Here is a 17822-nt window from a genome sequence, read left to right on the forward strand (position 1 = left end):
AGGAGAGACATGGAACTCCGCAACGGAGTCATCCCCCCGATCTGCACGCCGCTGACCCCGGAACTGGAGGTGGACACCCGTTCGCTGGCGCGGCTCGTGGAGCACCTGCTGGCGGCGGGCGTCGACGGGGTGTTCGCGCTCGGCTCGACCGGTGAGATGGCGTTCCTGACCGACGCGCAGCGCGAGCAGGTGCTGCGCACCGTCGTCGACGCGGTGGCCGGCCAGGTCCCGGTGCTCGCGGGCGCCATCGACACCACGACGCCGCGGGTGCGCGAGCACGTGCGCGCCGCGGAGCGGACCGGGTGCTCCGGCGTGGTGGCGACCGCGCCGTTCTACGCGCGCACCCACCCGGCGGAGATCGAGCACCACTTCCGGTTGCTCGCCGAGAGCACCGAACTCCCGCTCTACGCCTACGACATCCCGGTTTCGGTGCACTCCAAGCTGAGCTCCGAGCTGCTGCTGCGGCTCGCCGCCGAGGGCGTGCTCGCCGGGGTCAAGGACTCCAGCGGCGACGACGCCGGGCTGCGCGGGCTGCTCGTCGGCCGGAAGGCACGGGGTCTGGAGTCGTTCAGCGTGCTCACCGGTTCCGAGCTGACCGTGGACACGAACATGCGGATGGGCGCCGACGGTTCCGTGCCGGGCCTGGGCAACGTCGACCCCGACGCCTACGTGCGGCTGAACCGGCTGTGCGCGGACGGCGAGTGGGATCGGGCGAAGGCGGAGCAGGAGCGGCTGATCGAACTGTTCGCCCTCACCGCCGTCGGCGACCCGAACCGGATCGGTGCGAGCTCCTCGGCGCTGGGCGCGTTCAAGGCCGCCCTGCACCTGCGCGGCGTCATCGACTGCCCCGTCACGGCGCCGCCGCAGCTGCCGCTCACCGCCGACGAGGTGGACGGCGTCAAGGAGCGGCTGGTCGCGGCGGGATTGCTGTGACCGAGGTCGTGGGCGTCGACATCGGCGGCACCGGCATCGCCGCGGCCTTGGTGACCGGCGACGGGCGGATCACGGCGCGCTCCTCGGTGCCGACTCCGGCCACCGAGGGCGCGGGCGCGGTGCTCGACGCGGTGGCCGCCGCCGTCGGCGAGCTCGGCGGGTCGTTCGCCGCGGCCGGGGTGGGCAGCGCCGGGGTGATCGACCGCGCGTCGGGCCGGGTGCGCTCGGCCACCGATTCCCTCGCGGGGTGGGCGGGCACCGACCTGCGCGGCGAGCTCGCCGCGCGGCTCGGCGTCCCGGTCACCGTCGACAACGACGTGCACGCCCACGCGCTCGGCGAGCTGTGGACGGGTGCGGCGGCCGGGAAGCGCCACGTCCTGTTCGTCACGGTCGGCACCGGCATCGGCGGTTCGCTCATCATCGACGGCCGCCCGCACCACGGCGCGCACGCCGTGGCAGGCCACATCGGGCACCTGCCGATCCCGGCGGCGGCCGGAAAGCCGTGCCCGTGCGGCGGTTCCGGGCACGCGGAGGGCGTCGGCAGCGGTCCGGCGCTGCTCGCGGAGTACCTGGAGCGGGGCGGTTCCGCGACGGCGCTGCCGGAGGTCGCCGCGCTCGCCGAGTCCGGTGACGCGGTGGCCGCCGACGTGCTCGCCCTCGGCGCCGCGGCCACCGGGCAGCTGCTCGGCGGGCTGGTCAACGCCGTGGACCCGGAGCTGGTGCTGGTCGGCGGCGGCGTCAGCTCCTGCGGGCCGGTGTGGTGGAGCGCGCTGCGCGCCGCCGTCGCCGCCGAGGTGCTGCCCGCGGTGCGCGACGTGCCGGTCGTGACCGGCGGGCTCGGAAGTGATGCCGCGGTGCTCGGCGCCGCCCGGATGGCTTGGGACGAACTCGGATGAACGAAGTGCTCGACAGGTTGCGCGGACGGCTCGTCGTCTCGTGCCAGGCGTATCCCGGAGAGCCGCTGCGCGACCCGGACTCGATGCGGCGGATGGCGCTGGCCGCGCTGCACGGCGGCGCGGCGGGCATCCGCGCCCAGGGCCTCGACGACCTGCGGCTGATCCGCGAGTCGGTCGACGTGCCGATCATCGGCTTGTGGAAGGACGGTGCGGAGGGCGTCTACATCACGCCGACCGCGGACCACGCCGTCGCCGTCGCCGGGACCGGCGCGGACGTCGTGGCGTTCGACGCCACCGACCGGCCACGCCCCGACGGGAGGCCGATCGAGGACACCATCGCGGCGATCCACGACGCGGGCAGGCTCGCGATGGCCGATGTGTCCACATGGGACGAAGGAGTGCGGGCGGCGGAGCTGGGCGTGGACGCCGTCGGCACCACGCTGTCCGGCTACACCGGGGCGGGCCCGAAGCCCACCGGTCCGGACTTGGACCTGGTCGAGGGCCTGGTCGCCGCCGTCTCGGTGCCGGTGATCGCCGAGGGTCGCATCCACACCCCGCGGCAGGCGGCGGAGGCGATGGGCCGGGGCGCGCACGCGGTGGTCGTGGGCACCGCCATCACGCACCCGACGACGATCACGAGCTGGTTCGCCGACGCCGTCAACGGCTGATCGTCGCCGGGGCTCGCCGCGATTCGGCGGCGGGCTCGGGGTCGGCGATCTCGGGATTCGCGTTCTCGGAGTCGGCGGACTCCGGTTCGGCCCGCGACCGGCCGACGAAGAACCACAGCGCACCGCCCAAGAACGGCACGAACGCCAGCGATCCCCACAGCAGCTTGCGGCGACCGCCGAGGCCGGGTTCGACGACGACCCCGGCCAGCGTGCTCAGCGCCAGCAGCACCGCCATGCCGACCACGAGCTGTCCGAGGACGCCGAGACCGGCCGCTTCGAAGAAGTGGGTGAAGGTGTGCATGGGACGCTCCGTTCGCAGTGCTCCTCACCGGCTGGTCACCGGCGGGACCACCTTCGCAAGCGGGGCGCATCGGCCACGTCCGCCGATCGACTTGATCGCCCGGCCGAAAGTCTTGATCCACCGGCCTGATGGCCGAGCCGGGTGGCGATCATCAGAGGACGACTCGCCTGCGGGCGTCGGCGCGGCCGATCACGAACCACAGCAGGCTCCCCAGGAACGGCGCCATGAAGGCCACGATGACCCACACCAGCTTCATGCCGCCGCTCAGCGCGGAACCGAGGATGCTGATCAGCGCTCCGATGAACAGCAGCGCGTACGCGGCGAGGATGACCAGCGGGAAGTTGATCGCCAGTGCGGCGAGCACGCTGTCTTCGGAGATGAGCTCGGCCTGCTGCTGAGCGATCAGGGACATCATCGGGGGGCTCCGTTCCGAGTGGTTCTGCCGGGGCGTCCGCCACCGACGAGAACCACTCTCACAGCCGACGCCCTCCCCCACTTCGGCTGATCGGCCCGACCCCCCTTGACCGAAAGGCTGACCCCCACCCCGCTCGGAGTCCCGCACCACAGCGAGGAATCCGAGCGGATCGGGCCGTTTCGGAAGGACCGGATGACCAACCCGCCCAGCACGACCGGAAACCTTCGATCGATGTCCGGTCAGCATCGAAGCCGCTGAGCGGCGAACCCGGATCAACTCACTTCGTGTTCTGCGACCGTCCAGGCTCGGGTCTGGTCGCTGAGGGTGATGCCGAGGCCGGGGCGTGCGGAGAGGTGCATCCGGCCGTCGGCGATCTCCAGGTGTTCGTTGAACAGCGGGTCGAGCCATTCGAAGTGCTCCACCCACGGTTCGTGCGGGTACGCGGCGGCGAGGTGGACGTGGATCTCCATCGCGAAGTGCGGTGCGAGTTGCAGCTTGCGCTGCTCCGCCAGGGCCATGACCTTGAGGAACTGGGTGATGCCGCCGATCCTGGGCGCGTCGGGCTGCACGACGTCGGCGCCGCCGGCGCGGATGAGCTCGGCGTGCTCGGCGACGCTGGCGAGCATTTCACCGGTGGCGATGGACGTGTCGAAGGTGGACGCGAGCAGCGCGTGGCCCTCCGCGTCGTAGGCGTCGAGGGGTTCCTCGATCCACACCAGGTCCAGCGGTTCCAGCGCCCGGCACATGCGGCGCGCGGCGGGCCGGTCCCACTGCTGGTTCGCGTCGACCATCAGGGCCACCCCGTCGCCGACCTTCTCCCGCACGGCGCTCACGCGGGCGAGGTCGGTGCCGTGGTCGGGGTGCCCCACCTTGAGCTTGATGCCGCCGATGCCGTTCGCGACGGATTCCGCGGCGCGGTCCACGACCTCCTCGATGGGCGAGTGCAGGAAGCCGCCGGAGGTGTTGTAGCAGCGCACCGAGTCGCGGTGGGCACCGAGCAGCTTCGCCAGCGGCAGGCCGGCTCGCTTGGCCTTCAGGTCCCACAGCGCCACGTCGAACGCGGCGATGGCCTGGATGGACAGCCCGCTGCGGCCGACCGACGCGCCCGCCCACACGAGCTTGTCCCAGATCTTGCCGATGTCGCTGGGGTCTTCGCCGATCAGCACCGGCGCGATCTCGCGGGCGTGCGCGAACTGCCCCGGTCCACCGGCGCGCTTGGAGTAGCTGAAGCCCACGCCCTCTTGGCCGGAGGCCGTGCTGATCTCCGCGAACAGCATGGCGACCTCGGTCATCGGCCGCTGCCTGCCGGTGAGGACCTTCGCGTCGCTGATCGGCGTCGCCAGCGGCAGCGTCACCGAGGAGATCTTCACCCGGGTGATCTGGTCGAGGGTGGCGGACGAGGTCATCGGAACGCTCCGTTCAACTGGGATGGACGGCTTCGGGCTTCGGGAGGTCAGGCCGCGTCGAAGGTGATCCGCTTGATCGGGCCCATCACGGCGAAACCGACCAGCGCGAGCAGTCCGTGCGCGGCGACGAACCACAGCGCGACGGTGAAGGACCCGGTGGCCTGCACGGTGTAGCCGATGACGATGGGGGTCACGATGCCCGCGGCGTTGCCGAACGCGTTCATCGTGGCGGCCACGAAGCTCGACGCCTGCGGCGGCGCGATGTCCGTGGTGATCGCCCAGCCGAGCGCTCCGATGCCCTTGCCGAAGAACGCCAGCGTCATCAGGGCGACGATCAACACGCTGCTGTCGGTGAGGTTGCACAGCCCGATGCTGGTGGCCAGCAGCATGCCCACCACCGACGGCACCTTCCGGGCCGCCGTCAGCGAATACCCGCGCCGCAGCATCCCGTCGGAGAGGAAGCCGCCGAGCAGTCCGCCGCCGAACCCGCACACCGCGGGCAGCGCCGCCACGAACCCCACTTCGAGCAGCGACAGGCCGCGGCCCTGCACCAGGTACACCGGGAACCAGGTGATGAAGAAGTAGGTCAGCGCGTTCACCGCGTACTGCGAGAGGTACACGCCCCACAGCGCGCGGGCCGCGAAGATCTGCCGGAACGTGGCCGCGTTCAGCGGGGCGCGTTCCTGGACGGGCGCCGCGCCCCCGCCCTTCGGGGCGTCCAGGTCGACGATGCCGCCGCCCGAGCGGATCTTCTCGAACTCCTCCGGCGAGACCCGAGGATGGTTGCGCGGCGAGTCCATCCACCGCAGCCACAGTGCGGCGAGCGCGAACCCGAGCACGCCCAGCATCACGAACACCCAGCGCCAGCCGAACTCGTGGGTGATCCAGCCCATGATCGGCGCGAACAGCGCGGTCGCGAAGTACTGCGCGGAGTTGAAGATCGCCGTGGCCCGGCCGCGTTCCGCGGTGGGGAACCAGGCCGTCGCGACCCGCGCGTTCGCCGGGAACGCGGGCGATTCGAACGCCCCCAGCAGCAACCGCAGCACGAAGATCACGGTCACCGCGACCAGCACCGGAGTCGTGATCAACCCGACGAAGCTCACGGCCAGGGTCACCAGCGTCCACAGCACGAGGCTGAACGCGTAGACCCGGCGGGCGCCGAACAGGTCCAGCAGCATCCCGCCAGGCAGTTGCGCGATCACGTAGGCCCAGCTGAACGCCGAGAAGATGTAGCCCAGCTGCACGGTGCTGAACCCGAGGTCCGCCTGCAGGCTGCTGCCGGTGATGGACAGGCTGCTGCGGTCGGCGTAGTTCACCACGGTGATCACGAAGATCAGCGCCAGCACGAGGAACCGGGTGGGGATGCGGACGGCGGGTCGTCTTGCCGTGCTCCCGGCCACTTCCGACTCAATGCCAGACATCGTCGTCCTTCCGCGGGGAAAGCGAACCGACAGCCCCTGAGCAGCACCACCGGGGCTCCCGATCGCGGCGTGCCAGCAGACTAGGGGCGGGAGATCATGCACTGCTAACACCGTTTCGGCATCATCCGATGCCGAAAAAGAATCAACGTCTCGATCGGCCCAATTTCGAGGACCGATCGGAGCAGCACCGACCACCGAAGAACTTTTCCGTTCCACCACCGGACGGTCCGCGAAACCGCTACCCTGCCCCGCCGAATCACACCGAAAAGGTCGACGAAATGTCCGGTTAAGCCATTTCGGTGATCAACCTGGAACGGCGACCGAGAACCTGGAAATATGAACCGTGAAGCCGATGAGGCTTCCACCGGTTATCCGTGGGGGAAACCGGACTGGGGTTCAACAGAAAATCGAGGAAGAACACATGCGGATCACGAAGAAGGCGGCCACCGCCGTCGCGCTGACCGGTGCCGTCCTGGGGAGCGCGCTGGTCGGAGGCGGGGCCGCGGTAGCGGCTCCGGCCGAATCCGATGGGATCATCCACATCCAGGGGACCTGCGGGGACAAGAAGAACCCCTCGGTTCGCGGGGGCGCCGCCGGGTGGACCCTCACCTGCGGCGGAGGGAAGATCCGGGCACAGGGCTGGGTCAAGGACACCAAGGCGGACGGCAAGGCCGCCGAGATTTACGGAACCTGGGAGAACGGCGACAGCTTCGGCACCGTCCGGGCCGGCGGGAACGGAACCAGGAAGAACTTCGACAAGTCACACAAGGGATCGCGCGTCGACCTCTACCTACGGGTCGTCTGATCCGAACAATGCACGACTCAACCATCTCCACAGCACCGGTTATGCTGAGATGCGAATGAGCGATCGATTCGAATGAATTGGAGGCACGCGCGGCGCGAACAGATGTGCGCCGCGCGTGCCTCCATGCGAATTCCACTCCGTTCGGCGGGTTGCGATTTCAGGAGGAATCAGTCGCCCGACGCGACCACGGACTTCGCACCTCGGAAGCGGCGGAAAAGGTCGGAAATCGAGGGGCCGCCCGCGAAGCACCACACGGCGATCACCGGGTCGCACAGGGCGCAGCCGAACGAGGAGTGCTCGGCGAACGGGATGATCGGGGTGCCGTTGAGGTGGTGCAGCACGTCCCACGCCGTGTGCAGGAGCCACGCGATCCCGATGAACGTCCACGAGCTCAGGCCGCGGTAGGCCACGTAGGTCAGCACGGCGGTGAAGGCGAACTCCCAGAGTCCCAGACCGCCGCCGCTGAGGTAGGCGGCACCGGCTCCGGCGACCATGATCGCGTTGAACGGGCGGCGGTGCCGCTCCGGGATCAGCGAGTTCAGCAGCACGTACAGGACGCCGATGAGCAGCGGCGCGATGATGGACATGGCCCGACGCTATGCCGCGACCACCGCCCCCGAGCAGTGGCGACGACGACAGGAACCGCCGGATTCCGGCCGAGTCCCGGCCGTGCGCGGGTCGCCGCTCAGCCGGGGGTGGTGATCCGGTCGAGCCATTGGGCCAGCAGGGCGCGTTCGGGGGCGGTGAGCTCGGTGAGCCCGTCCAGTCCCGCGCGCAGCGTCAGGGCCGCGCCGACTTCCGGCGGGGCGTCGCGCTCGGGACCGGGGCCGACGATCGCGGAGATCGCCGCTTCCCGCGCGAGGTCGCCGAGGCCGGGGTCCCGGTCCGGTGCCGCGGTCGCGATGAGCTCCCAGGTCGTGCCCGTCGCCGCGGCGTGCACCAGCCGGTTCGCGCGCGGCTCCGGGACGCGGAGCCGGCCGTCCCGGGCGATGCGGCGGATCGGGCCCGCGAAGATCTCCGCCGCCCGCCGCCGCGCGTTCGATCCGCCGCCGGGACGTGCCGGGGCGTGCGCTGCCGCGTACACGGCGGGGTGCTCGATCCCGAAGCGCACGTGCAGGTCCCAGCCGCGGCGCAGGTCCTCGACGGGATCGCGGCGGGCCGACCACGATTCGCGCCGCACGTAGGACGCGTAGACGTGCTCGGTGACGGCGTCGAGCAGACCGCCCTTGTCGCCGAAGAACCGGTAGATCGTCGGGGCCTGCACGCTCGCGGCCGCGCAGACCGCGCGGGTGGTCATGGCGTCCGGTCCGCCCTCGGCGAGCAGCGCGGACGCCGCATCGACGATCCGCCCGCGAACCCCGTCCGACACGAGTACCGATGCTAGTTCCCCCGCGATCGCGGCGGTAAGGCCGATTTTTCCCCGTTTCCCGGTCTCCGGCACCGAACGCGTCGGCGATGCGCACGTCCGGGCGGATCGGTGCGATCTCGCGGGTTCGAGTGCTCCGGCACGAAGGGCTTGCGGCCCTGAGGGTCCGGGCCGACGGCCGATCGTGGCAACGCTCAGCTCCGCTCCTCCCGACGGGACGAGCGCCGGCCCGCGCGCTGTTGTGCGGGCGGGTAGTGGGTGGTGCTGTTCGGTGTTATCAGCCGGTGCGACGCGTCAGGGGATGAGCAGGACGCGGCCGAAGGCGGCGCGGCTCTCGATGTGGCGGTGCGCGGCGGCGGCCTCGGCGAGCGGGAACTCCTGGTCCAGCACGACGGTGAGCTCACCGGACGCGACCCGCTCGACGAGCCGCTCGACGACCGTCCTGACGCGAGCCGGGTCGTGCTCCATCTCGCCGCCGAAGTAGACGCCGTTGAGGGAGGCGTTCTTGAACATCAGCGGCCCGAGCTGCGGCGGTCGCGTCTCCCGACCGGCCTGGCCGACCCAGCTGATCCGCCCCCGGTAGGCGAGCGCGCCCACGCTGCCCTCCAGGGTGCTCCCGCCGACCGAGTCGACGACGAGGTCGACACCGCGCCCGTCGGTGAGCTCGCCGACCCGCTCGGCGACGTCGGTGTCCTTGTAGTTGATGGCGTGGTCCAGGCCGAGTTCGGTGAGCCGGGCCAGCTTCTCGGCGCTGGAGGCCGTGCCGATCACCGTCGCCCCGGCGGCCTTCGCGAGCTGCACGGCCGCCAGGCCCACGCCGCCCGCGGCGGCCTGCACGAGCACCGTCTCCCCCGCCTGCAACCGGCCGAACTCGAACAGGCAGTCGTCGGCGGTGCCGAACTCGACGGGAACGCCCGCGGCGAGCCGCAGGTCCAGCTCGTCGGGCACCGGGTAGACCTGCCCTTCCTGCGCCACGGCGAGTTCGGCGTGCGAACCGGCGGGCATGAACGCCACCACGCGCTGACCCGCGCGCACCGAGGTCACTCCCGCGCCGACGGCCTCGACGGTGCCCGCCGCCTGGTAGCCGACGATGTGCGGGGCGGTCTCGAACGGCGAGCCCTGCCGGTGCAGCAGGTCGCCGCCCTGCACGCTGACCGCCGCGACGCGCAGCAGCACCTCACCGGCTCCCGCCACCGGGTCCGGGACGTCCTCGTAGCGCAGGACTTCGGGGCCGCCGTTCTCGTAGTACACCGCCGCCTTCATGCCGGCCTCCTCGTGGTCGCGTGTTCCCCAGGGACATCGGCGCGCCGGCACCGCCTCGTCAGCGCGGAGCCGCTGAGCAGCGCCCACCTCGACCAACCGGCGCCGCAGCCGGAACATTCCCGCTCGTCCTAAGTGGACTCCCCTGCTGCCGCGCCGAACCGGCGTGCCAGGCGCGCGAAGGCCGCCGCGAGCTCGGGCGGCCCGACTACCTCGACGTCCGCGTCGTACCTGCCGATCGTGGCGGCCAGGCCGACCCAGGACCACGACCCCAGCACGAGCCGGCAGCGCCGCGGACCGAGCTCCTCGACCACGCCGTCGTGGGCGAAGCGCGACACCGCGTCGGCGGGCAGGTCGAGGATCACCTCACCGCGGCAGGGCCACCCGGCGGAGCCCATGAACTTCTCGGTCACGAAGTCCGCCACGTCCCCACCGGGCAGCTCGCGCGGGGTGAAGCGGGGGCCGGTGGGCGTGCGCGGCGCGATCCGGTCGACGCGGAAGGTCCGCCAGTCCTCGCGGTCGAGGTCCCACGCGACGAGGTACCAGCGCCCGCCCCAGGTCACCAGGTGGTGCGGCTGCACCCTTCGCGGCGGACCGTCGTGCCGCGGCGCCGAGGCCGGGGTGTAGTCGAACCGCAGCACCTCGCGGGCGTGCACCGCGGCTCCCACCGCCACCAGGACTTCCGTGTCGACCTGCGGATACGTCCCGGTCCCGGCCCGTTCGACGGCGGTGACCCGCAGGGCGTCGATGCGGTGGCGCAACCGGGCGGGCATGACCTGGCGGACCGTGCTCAGCGCCCGAGCCGAGGCCTCCCCGATGCCCGCCCCGGTACCGGTGGCGATCTGCAGGGCGACGGCGAGGGCGACGGCCTGCTCGTCGTCGAACAGCAGCGGCGGCAGTTCCGCTCCCGCCTCCAGCCGGTAGCCGCCGTCGGGTCCTTTGACGGCCAGGATCGGGTACCCGAGTTCGCGCAGGCGCTGGACGTCGCGGCGCACGGTGCGCTCGCTGGTGTCCAACCGCTCCGCCAGCAGCGAGCCGGGCCAGTCCCGGCGGGCTTGCAGCAACGACAGCAGCGCGAGCAGCCGAGCGGAGGTTCCGTGCATGAATCCGATGATGCCCGCAGAAGCGGACGGTACCTGGCCGCTACCCCTGCGAGAGTCGTCCCGAACCACGACGACGACCCGAAGGATCCGATCATGACCGCCACCACCCCCGCCGTCGACGAGCGCGCCGACCTGCTCGCCGAACTCGCCGCCGCCCGAGCAGCGCTGATCACCACCACCCGCGGGCTCAGCGACGAGCAGGCCGCCGCGCGCCCCACGATCAGCGCGCTGTGCCTGGGCGGCCTGCTCAAGCACGTCACGAACGTCGAGCGGGGCTGGCTGCGCTTCGTCCTCGAAGGACCGTCGGCGATGAGCTTCGCGCTGCCCGACGGCGTGACCTGGGACGACTTCATGGCCGGCACGGCGAGCGAGTACCCGCAGTGGGCCATCGACCGGCAGCGGGAGTTCCAGGTGCTGCCCGGCGAGACGCTGGCGGGCATCGTCGAGGACTACGAGCGGGCCGCCGCCGAGACCGAGCGCATCGTCACCGACCTGCCCGACCTGTCCGCGACGCAGCCGCTGCCGGAGGCGCCCTGGCACGAGCCCGGTGGCCGCCACAGCGCCCGCCGCGTCCTGATCCACGTCATCGCGGAGACGACCCAGCACGCCGGGCACGCGGACATCATCCGCGAAACGCTCGACGGTCGTTCGGCGTGACCGCCGGGGAGCACGAGGTGGTCGCGGCGTGTTGACCCGGCTGTCCGCGCGGGCGCTCAACCGGGCCGCGCTCGCCCGCCAGCTGCTGCTGGAGCGGGCAGAGCTCGGGGTCCTCGACGCGGTGGCGCACCTCGGCGGCCTGCAGGCGCAGGAACCGCAGGAGCCGTTCCTCGGCCTCTGGTCCCGGCTGCGCGGGTTCGACCCGGCGGTGCTCTCGGACCTGCTGACCGAGCGGCGGGTGGTGCGAACGCACCTGATGCGCCGCACGATCCACCTGGTCAGCGCCGCGGACGCGGTGGCGTGGCGGACCCGGCACGGCGCGATGCTCCGCCAGCGGCTGCTCGGGGTGTACCGCCGGGAGCTCGACGGCGTCGACCTCGACGAACTGGCCGCGGCGGGCCGGGATCTGCTGGCCGACGACGAGCCGAGGTCGATGCCGGAGCTGGGGCGCGCGCTCACCGACCGCTGGCCCGCCGCCGGACCGCGGGCGCTCGGAGAAGCGGTGATCGTCCTCGTGCCCGCCGTGCAGGTGCCGCCGCGCGGGCTGTGGCGGGCGAGCGGGGGCGCGCGCAACGTGCTGCTGTCCTCGTGGCTGGGGCGCGCGGTCGATCCGGCACCCGCGGACGGGTCGGATCCGGCGGGGGTGGCGCTGGTGCGGCGCTACCTGGCCGCGTTCGGCCCGGCCGCGACGGCGGACCTGCGCGCTTGGTGCGGAGTGGCCGGGCTGCCCGCCGCGGTGGCGTCGGTCCGGGGTGAGCTGGTCGCCTTCCGCGACGAGCGCGGGCGCGAACTGCTCGACCTCCCCGACGCGCCGCGGCCCGATCCGGACGTGCCCGCGCCGGTGCGCTTCCTGCCCGCGTTCGACAACGCGATCCTCGGCTACGCCGATCGCAGCCGGATCATCGACGACGAGCACCGCGGCCTGTCGGTGGCCGGACGGCGCGCGGTGCTCGTCGACGGCCGCGTGGCGGCCACCTGGTCGTTCGAGGACGCGACCGTGCACGTCAGCCCGCTGCGCGACTTCTCCCGACCGGACCGCGCCGAGGTCACCGACCAGGGCCGGGAGCTCGCGTCGTTCCTGTCCGACGGCACGAGCGAGGACGTCCGCATCTCGGACTGACCGCCGGGGGCGCGGACTCCGCGGAGCCCGCGCCCCCGCCTCACTCGCTGTGCTCGGCGCCCTTCCCGGTCTGGCCGACGGTGCCGTGCGCCGTGGAGCGGCCCGGCTGCGCCGGAGCGCTCGGCCCCACCGGCGAACCGGTGCGCTTGTGCTCGGACACCTCCGGCATCTGCTCCTGCGAGCCGGACGAGGGCGTGGCGCCGTGCTCCAGCTCGTCGAGGCGGCTGCTGAGCAGCGTGGTCACCGGCACCCGATCGGCGTGGGCGCGTTCGTGCTCCAGCAACGTCCGGATCTGGTCCGCGTCCAGCGCGCGCATCCGGTGGCGCAGCGTCCCGATCGGCAGTTCGTCGTAGTCCGGCAGCGGAAGTCCTTGCTCGGCCAACAGAATCTCCTCACATCAGCAGTGGAGCTCGGGGTGGGCGCGATCAGGACGGCACGACCGGCACGACCCACCCGTCGTCGGCCGCGCTCCAGTCCGCTTGACGGCTCCAGCCCGCGGCGCTGAGCTCTTCGTCGGCGTGCTCGGGCTTCGACTTCTCCGCCGGCAGCTCCAGCTTCGTGACGGGCGTTCCGCGGTCGTCCCGCACGATGACCACCGGAGCACCGCCCGCGTTCGCGGTGATGAAGTGCGCGTTGTTCGCCATGATGTCCGCGTCCCCTCTGTGCTCGGCGAGTCCTTCCACCCCCACCTACCCACCGAGCCGAACACCTATTCCTCGGGGCGATCCGACCCGCGCCGTTAGGGCGGCGGTCGAACCACTTTCAGGAGATCCCGCATTCCTGCGGAAATCAGCGGCGAACGAAACGGAACTGCCCCTATCGCCACCACATCGCGATGGTTTTAATTTCGATCCACTGTGGAGTAATTGACCTGAGCAGGACTCCGATCCACCTGCCCTTTCGGGCAATCCTGCGTGCCGGAAAAACCGAATCCGCCCGACACGGCGCCGCCATCGAGGCACTACGCAACGTGGCTGATTAATCGATCTATTGGTATGCTTGCAAGCAAGACACACTCGAGCAACGATCATCGATCACTGAAAGTAATCGCACTTTCGGGCATCTGAACGAAAGCGGACTCCAACCGCAGTTCAACGAACCACCCCGGTGCGGCACAGTGGTGAAGCTTCTCCGCCATCCGAGGTGGGGCGGAGAAGCGGCAGATCCTGGTAGCGGCCCGCCCCGCAATGACGCGGTGACCCTGCCATGGGAGAACGAGGGCGGACTCATGACCGGACACGCATTGTTCATCGGTGTCTCCGAGTACGAATCGGACGGATTCGACTCCTACCCCACCGTCGGAGAATCGGCGCGCAAGCTGCACGACCTGTTCGACGCCAGCTCCCTGTGGGACGCGAGCCGCTTGGTCGAGAACCCGATCCGCGGCCGGTTCATGGACGAGCTCCGCTCGACGCTCGACGAGTGCGGGCCCTCGGACTCCGCGCTCGTCTACTTCTGCGGCCACGGTGATCTGCCCCCGTGCGGGCGCACCAGCCGACCCGAACTGCACCTGGCGCTCAGCGACAGCAAGCCGCACGACGCATCGACCCAGCTGCCCGTGCACCACGTCTACGAAGCGCTGGAGACGTGCCTGGCGAGCAAGAAGGTCTTGGTCCTGGACTGCTGCGAGTGCGGTCAGGTGCCGATGCTCAGCCACGTCGACGTCGAGATGCCCGAGTTCCGGGACGAGCGGACGTGGGTGCTCAAAGCACTGCGCTGGGGGGAGTCCTACGCGAAGGCGATCGATGGCGACCGCGGCGTGTACACCGCGTTCAGCGGCGCGCTCATCAAGATCCTCGACGGCGGACTCCCCGACGCGAGCAACCTGCTCGACATCGACGAGGTCTTCACCGAACTCGAGCGGAACCTGCACCGAGACCGTCACCCGGTGCCGGACATGATTCGCCGCGGACGAGGGTCGCTGGCACTGCTGGAGAACTCTTCACCGGAAGCCAAGCAGCGGATCCAGGACGAGCTGGAGTCCGCGAGCCTTTTCGAACTCGCGGCGATGTTGGACGGCGGCGCGGACCTCCCGGCGCCGGCGATCGAGCAGCAGCTGCGCGCCCGGCTGCGCACCAGCGAGAACGCGATCGACCTGGCGCACCAGCTGCACGAACGCCCGGCCCTGCACCGGGGCCTCGCCGACGTGCTCATGACCGGCGCCGAGGACGTCGCCGGAGATTCGGCCCGCCAGCTCTCGCGCAGCGCCTGCCCGGACTGCGCGCACTTCGCCCAGGTCCTGCTGGAGCGGGCCGTCGAGTTGGACGCGAACCGGTTCGCGGAGTTCCACCGAGCACTCGTGGCCGGGGAACCCGAGGTCACCCGGCTCGAACAGGACCTGGCGGGACTGGTCACCGGAGAACGCCTCGCCGCGCTGGTGAGCGAGCCGGAGGAACCGGCGGCCGAGGCGGCCGACCGCCTGCTCGGCCTGTTCGCCGCGGAGCGCCGGATGACCGACCTGCAGGAGGTGCTGACCGCGCTGTACGCGCGGGGCGAGCAGTTCGCGGTGGAGACCGTGCTGGCGAACGTGGCGCTGGGCCGGTCCGCGGTCGACGCGGCGAAGTTCGCGCAGCTGCAGCGGGACGCGGCGGAACGCGAAATCGGCAAGCTCGTGGTGCGCAAGCGGTTGCCGCAGGACGTCGCGGCCTACGTGGCCGCGTTCGACCTGCGGTCCGAGTCGGTGATGCGCGGCCTGCTGGCGGTCGCGGTGAAGACCTCGTCCTCTCACGACCTGATCCGGTTGGCGCGCGCGCTGCGGTCGCGGGGTTTCGCCGACGCCCCGGCGATCGTCATGGAGCGGGCGCTGCACGACGGTGCCCCGCCCCAGGACGTCTGCGACCTGCTCGACGGCCTCGCCGGCAGCGCCCCCGACCAGCGGACCGCGATCGAGGAGCTGTTCCTCACGCACCTGCGCGGCGCCTCGGTGGAGGAGCTGGAGACCTATCTGAGCCGCAAGGACTTCCTGGGCCGCTCGGACGCCTTGGTGCGCGACGTCGTCGCCGACCGCCCGATCGACGACGTGATCGCGCTGCACCGCCACGCCGCCGACGAGGACGCCGAACTGGCCTGGAACATCACGCACGCGGTGGCGGGCAGCCGCAAACCCTCGCACCTGGTGCAGTTCGCGCTCGCGTGCCCGCGCTACGCCGAGCAGCTGTTCACCGCCGTGGGACGGCAGCGCGACGGTGACGACATCGGTCTCCTGCTGCGGAAGTGGCACGAAGACGTCGACGGGCTCCGCCACAGCGTTCCGCTGGCCACCTGGTTCGCCGCCGTGGTGCCGCCGGAAGTCCTGCTGGACGCACGGGAGTTCCTGGTGGGCCTGGGCAAGAAGGAGTCGACGAAACCGGTGGACGACGTGCTCCGGATGGTGCTGCACGAGCACGCGCTCCGGTTGGCACCTCAGGAGCTCGCGGCGTTGCTGGTCGCCCTGCCCGCGCCGAGCTCGCGCAAGCTGTCCGAGATCACCGTGCCGCTGGTCCGGAAGCTGGACGAGGAGTTCAAGGACTTGCCGGTCCAGGAGCAGAGCGAGGAGCCCGGCGAGGACGCGGTGACGCTCACCTACCTGGCCCGGGTGGTGGCGGCGGTGTCGCACTACGACCATCCCGTCGCCGAAGACCTCGTGGCGCGGATCGACGGCGCCGTCTACAACCGGGACGACGCGGCGCTGCACCGGCGGTATGCGAAGGAGCTGGGCGAGAGCGGTGCGCCGGGGCGGGAACGCGACTTCAGGCGTCGGATCGATTCTTGAGCCGGATGAAGGATTCGGCCTCCCGCACACCGACCCGGTGGAACAGGAGGCCCGCCGCCCCTGCGGCCACCGCCAGCGCCACCGCGGTGATCCCGTAGAGCAGCGGATCTTCGAACCGGAAGAGGTCCTCGCGCCCGAGCATGAACTCGACGAATTCGGGGCGGCCCTCCTCCTTACTGGTCGGATCCGACAGGAGGTACCGGATCACCAGGTGGCACCAGGCCAGCGCCAGGAGCACCGCGAAGTAACCGAGCAGCCAGCGGGCCCGCCGCAGGTGCTCGGCCCGGTTGCGGTCGGTCTCCGAGCGCCGCGACCAGAACATCGCCGCCGCCACCACTGCCATCAGCGCGTAGGCCCACAGCAGCGTGATGAAGCCCGTGTAGAACGCGATCACCGTGCTCACGACGAAGCTCACCGGTGCCAGCAGCCGGCCACCGCGCGGACCGGGGAACATCTCCGCCTTCCACGACGCCTGGTAGGCCACGGCCGCGTAGGAGTAGACGAACAGGTAGATCACGCTCTTGGCGTCGGTGATCTCCGACCAGTCGCCCAGGCTCGTCATCAGCACCAGCACCGCGACGCCGAACAGGTACACGACGAACAGCACCTGCAACGAGCTGCGCATGGTGAGCCGCGGCAGCTTCAGCACGCTCTGGTCCGCAGAGGTCTTGAGCACGATGGCGGCCAGGTAGATGAACAGCAGGGCGTTGGTCAGCGGGGACAGGACGCTCACGACCGCTACCAGCAGGGATTCCGGGGAACCGGGCTCGGGGGCGCGCCAGGCGTCGTGCACCCCGACCGTGTACACCAGCTGGAGCAGGAGGTAGATCACCGTCGCGATGATCAGCGCACCGTAGATGGCGAAGCCGCGGTGCTCCTTGCCGGCCTTGTCGCCGTTGTCCACCGGCCCCTGGAACCCGGTGAACGCGAACATCATCCCGGCTGCCGTGATCACCGGGATCAGCATGGTCAGGGCCATGTCCTGGTCGGCACCGGTCGGCGCGGGAAGGATCAGGTAGTGCACGCTCGCGGCGCTGAGGACGAGCGCCACCAGCAGCACCGCTTTCGCCACGCTCAGCGCCAGGTTCAGCCGGAGCATCAGGCGAGCGCCGACGACGTGGATCGCGAACAGCCCGCTCAGCACGGCCCACGCGGCCAGCGCTCCCCCACCGGTCAGCGCGAAGCCGCCGTCGCTGCGCGGGTAGGACAACGTCACGCCCTCGAAGGTGCGGTCGAGCGCCAGCACCGCGACGAGCGCCCCGGCGGGAGGATTTCCCGCGTACATGGTGAACAGTCCGGCGTTGATGATGGTGCCGACGACGCGGCCGCTGCGGTCCTGCGCCCACCACGCCAACCCGCCCGACCGCGGATCCGTGCGGGCGAGCCGGACGACGATCGCGGCGACGGCGAGCACCACGACCAAGCCGACGAGCCACGGCAGGACGACGAGGTACACGGGGGAACCGGACTTCGAATACACCTGGTGCATCTCGGGAACCCCGGAAAGCCAGGCAGCGCCCAGGACGCCGCCCAGCGCCAGGGCCAACTGCTGTCCCCTGCTGAGCGCGACCGGTTCTCCGCTGTCGTCGTTCCGGTGCACCACACGGCTCCCAGTGCGTAGACGGATCCGAGTCGGCGACTCCGATGCCGCCAGGAGTGATCCATGTTACTGGCGAGCTTCGTCCGGTCGATCTGCTTTCTCCGATCGGATCGGCCCGTT

The 17822-nt window shown here is 71.1% G+C and carries 18 protein-coding genes; 7 read left to right on the forward strand and 11 right to left on the reverse strand.

The window, feature by feature from the left end:
- Window positions 1-9 precede the first annotated feature (9 nt).
- The 3 genes from ACWD38_RS15705 to ACWD38_RS15715 are packed head-to-tail and all read left to right on the forward strand — an operon-like array spanning window position 10 to window position 2497.
- Window positions 10-933: a dihydrodipicolinate synthase family protein gene (locus tag ACWD38_RS15705; RefSeq protein WP_184482756.1), complete on the forward strand. Its 924-nt coding sequence runs from the start codon at window positions 10-12 to the stop codon at window positions 931-933.
- Complete coding sequence (locus tag ACWD38_RS15710) at window positions 930-1829, forward strand: ROK family protein (RefSeq protein WP_184482760.1); 900 nt, start codon at window positions 930-932, stop codon at window positions 1827-1829. The genes ACWD38_RS15705 and ACWD38_RS15710 overlap by 4 nt, the downstream gene beginning before the upstream one ends.
- Complete coding sequence (locus ACWD38_RS15715) at window positions 1826-2497, forward strand: N-acetylmannosamine-6-phosphate 2-epimerase (protein WP_450124323.1); 672 nt, start codon at window positions 1826-1828, stop codon at window positions 2495-2497. Before ACWD38_RS15710 ends, ACWD38_RS15715 begins: the two co-directional genes overlap by 4 nt.
- Here ACWD38_RS15715 and ACWD38_RS15720 read toward each other — a convergent pair.
- From ACWD38_RS15720 to ACWD38_RS15735, 4 genes are all read right to left on the reverse strand, one after another.
- A complete protein-coding gene (locus ACWD38_RS15720) occupies window positions 2487-2798 on the reverse strand; it encodes a hypothetical protein (protein ID WP_184482766.1) in 312 nt (103 codons plus the stop codon). The two genes, ACWD38_RS15715 and ACWD38_RS15720, sit on opposite strands and share 11 nt — an antisense overlap.
- 151 nt (window positions 2799-2949) lie before the next feature.
- Complete coding sequence (locus ACWD38_RS15725; protein WP_450124324.1) at window positions 2950-3213, reverse strand: PLDc N-terminal domain-containing protein; 264 nt, start codon at window positions 3211-3213, stop codon at window positions 2950-2952.
- Between the two features lie 272 nt (window positions 3214-3485).
- On the reverse strand, window positions 3486-4619 hold the full coding sequence (locus tag ACWD38_RS15730; RefSeq protein ID WP_450124325.1) for an L-talarate/galactarate dehydratase: 1134 nt from the start codon (window positions 4617-4619) through the stop codon (window positions 3486-3488).
- A 47-nt stretch (window positions 4620-4666) separates the two neighbouring features.
- Window positions 4667-6040 carry an MFS transporter gene (locus tag ACWD38_RS15735; RefSeq protein WP_450124326.1) on the reverse strand — a complete coding sequence of 458 codons (1374 nt, stop codon included), beginning with the start codon at window positions 6038-6040 and terminating at the stop codon, window positions 4667-4669.
- A gap of 352 nt (window positions 6041-6392) precedes the next feature.
- Here ACWD38_RS15735 and ACWD38_RS15740 point away from each other — a divergent pair, with 352 nt between their 5' ends.
- A complete protein-coding gene (locus tag ACWD38_RS15740; RefSeq protein WP_450124327.1) occupies window positions 6393-6845 on the forward strand; it encodes a hypothetical protein in 453 nt (150 codons plus the stop codon).
- A gap of 167 nt (window positions 6846-7012) precedes the next feature.
- Here the strand turns inward: ACWD38_RS15740 and ACWD38_RS15745 are convergent, their stop codons facing one another.
- From ACWD38_RS15745 to ACWD38_RS15760, 4 genes are all read right to left on the reverse strand, one after another.
- Entirely contained in the window at window positions 7013-7432 is a 420-nt protein-coding gene (locus ACWD38_RS15745; protein ID WP_450124328.1) for a DUF6010 family protein, read from the reverse strand.
- 98 nt (window positions 7433-7530) lie between these two features.
- Entirely contained in the window at window positions 7531-8214 is a 684-nt protein-coding gene (locus ACWD38_RS15750) for a TetR/AcrR family transcriptional regulator (RefSeq protein ID WP_450124329.1), read from the reverse strand.
- A 291-nt stretch (window positions 8215-8505) separates the two neighbouring features.
- Window positions 8506-9474 (reverse strand): quinone oxidoreductase family protein, encoded by a 969-nt coding sequence (locus tag ACWD38_RS15755; RefSeq protein WP_450124330.1) that lies wholly within the window; start codon window positions 9472-9474, stop codon window positions 8506-8508.
- A 128-nt stretch (window positions 9475-9602) separates the two neighbouring features.
- Window positions 9603-10574, reverse strand: coding sequence for a helix-turn-helix transcriptional regulator (locus ACWD38_RS15760; protein ID WP_184482791.1), 972 nt, complete (start codon window positions 10572-10574; stop codon window positions 9603-9605).
- Between the two features lie 93 nt (window positions 10575-10667).
- Between ACWD38_RS15760 and ACWD38_RS15765 the strand changes: the two genes are divergently transcribed.
- Window positions 10668-11231, forward strand: a complete 564-nt coding sequence (locus tag ACWD38_RS15765) for a DinB family protein (protein ID WP_184482794.1) — start codon at window positions 10668-10670, stop codon at window positions 11229-11231.
- Window positions 11232-11262: 31 nt separating this feature from the next.
- Complete coding sequence (locus ACWD38_RS15770) at window positions 11263-12351, forward strand: winged helix DNA-binding domain-containing protein (protein WP_450124349.1); 1089 nt, start codon at window positions 11263-11265, stop codon at window positions 12349-12351.
- A gap of 40 nt (window positions 12352-12391) precedes the next feature.
- Here ACWD38_RS15770 and ACWD38_RS15775 read toward each other — a convergent pair whose 3' ends face one another.
- Both ACWD38_RS15775 and ACWD38_RS15780 read right to left on the reverse strand, forming a co-directional pair.
- Window positions 12392-12733 (reverse strand): hypothetical protein, encoded by a 342-nt coding sequence (locus ACWD38_RS15775; RefSeq protein ID WP_184482797.1) that lies wholly within the window; start codon window positions 12731-12733, stop codon window positions 12392-12394.
- A 43-nt stretch (window positions 12734-12776) separates the two neighbouring features.
- A complete protein-coding gene (locus tag ACWD38_RS15780) occupies window positions 12777-13040 on the reverse strand; it encodes a hypothetical protein (RefSeq protein ID WP_450124331.1) in 264 nt (87 codons plus the stop codon).
- A 539-nt stretch (window positions 13041-13579) separates the two neighbouring features.
- On the opposite strand from ACWD38_RS15780, the gene ACWD38_RS15785 reads away from it, so the two are divergent.
- Window positions 13580-16102, forward strand: coding sequence for a caspase family protein (locus ACWD38_RS15785; RefSeq protein WP_184482800.1), 2523 nt, complete (start codon window positions 13580-13582; stop codon window positions 16100-16102).
- Here ACWD38_RS15785 and ACWD38_RS15790 read toward each other — a convergent pair.
- The gene (locus tag ACWD38_RS15790; protein WP_184482802.1) at window positions 16080-17702 is read right to left on the reverse strand and encodes an APC family permease; all 1623 of its coding nucleotides are present in this window, start codon (window positions 17700-17702) and stop codon (window positions 16080-16082) included. The genes ACWD38_RS15785 and ACWD38_RS15790 overlap by 23 nt on opposite strands.
- Between the last annotated feature and the right edge of the window lie 120 nt (window positions 17703-17822).

This window comes from Saccharopolyspora sp. NPDC002578 (assembly GCF_053592695.1).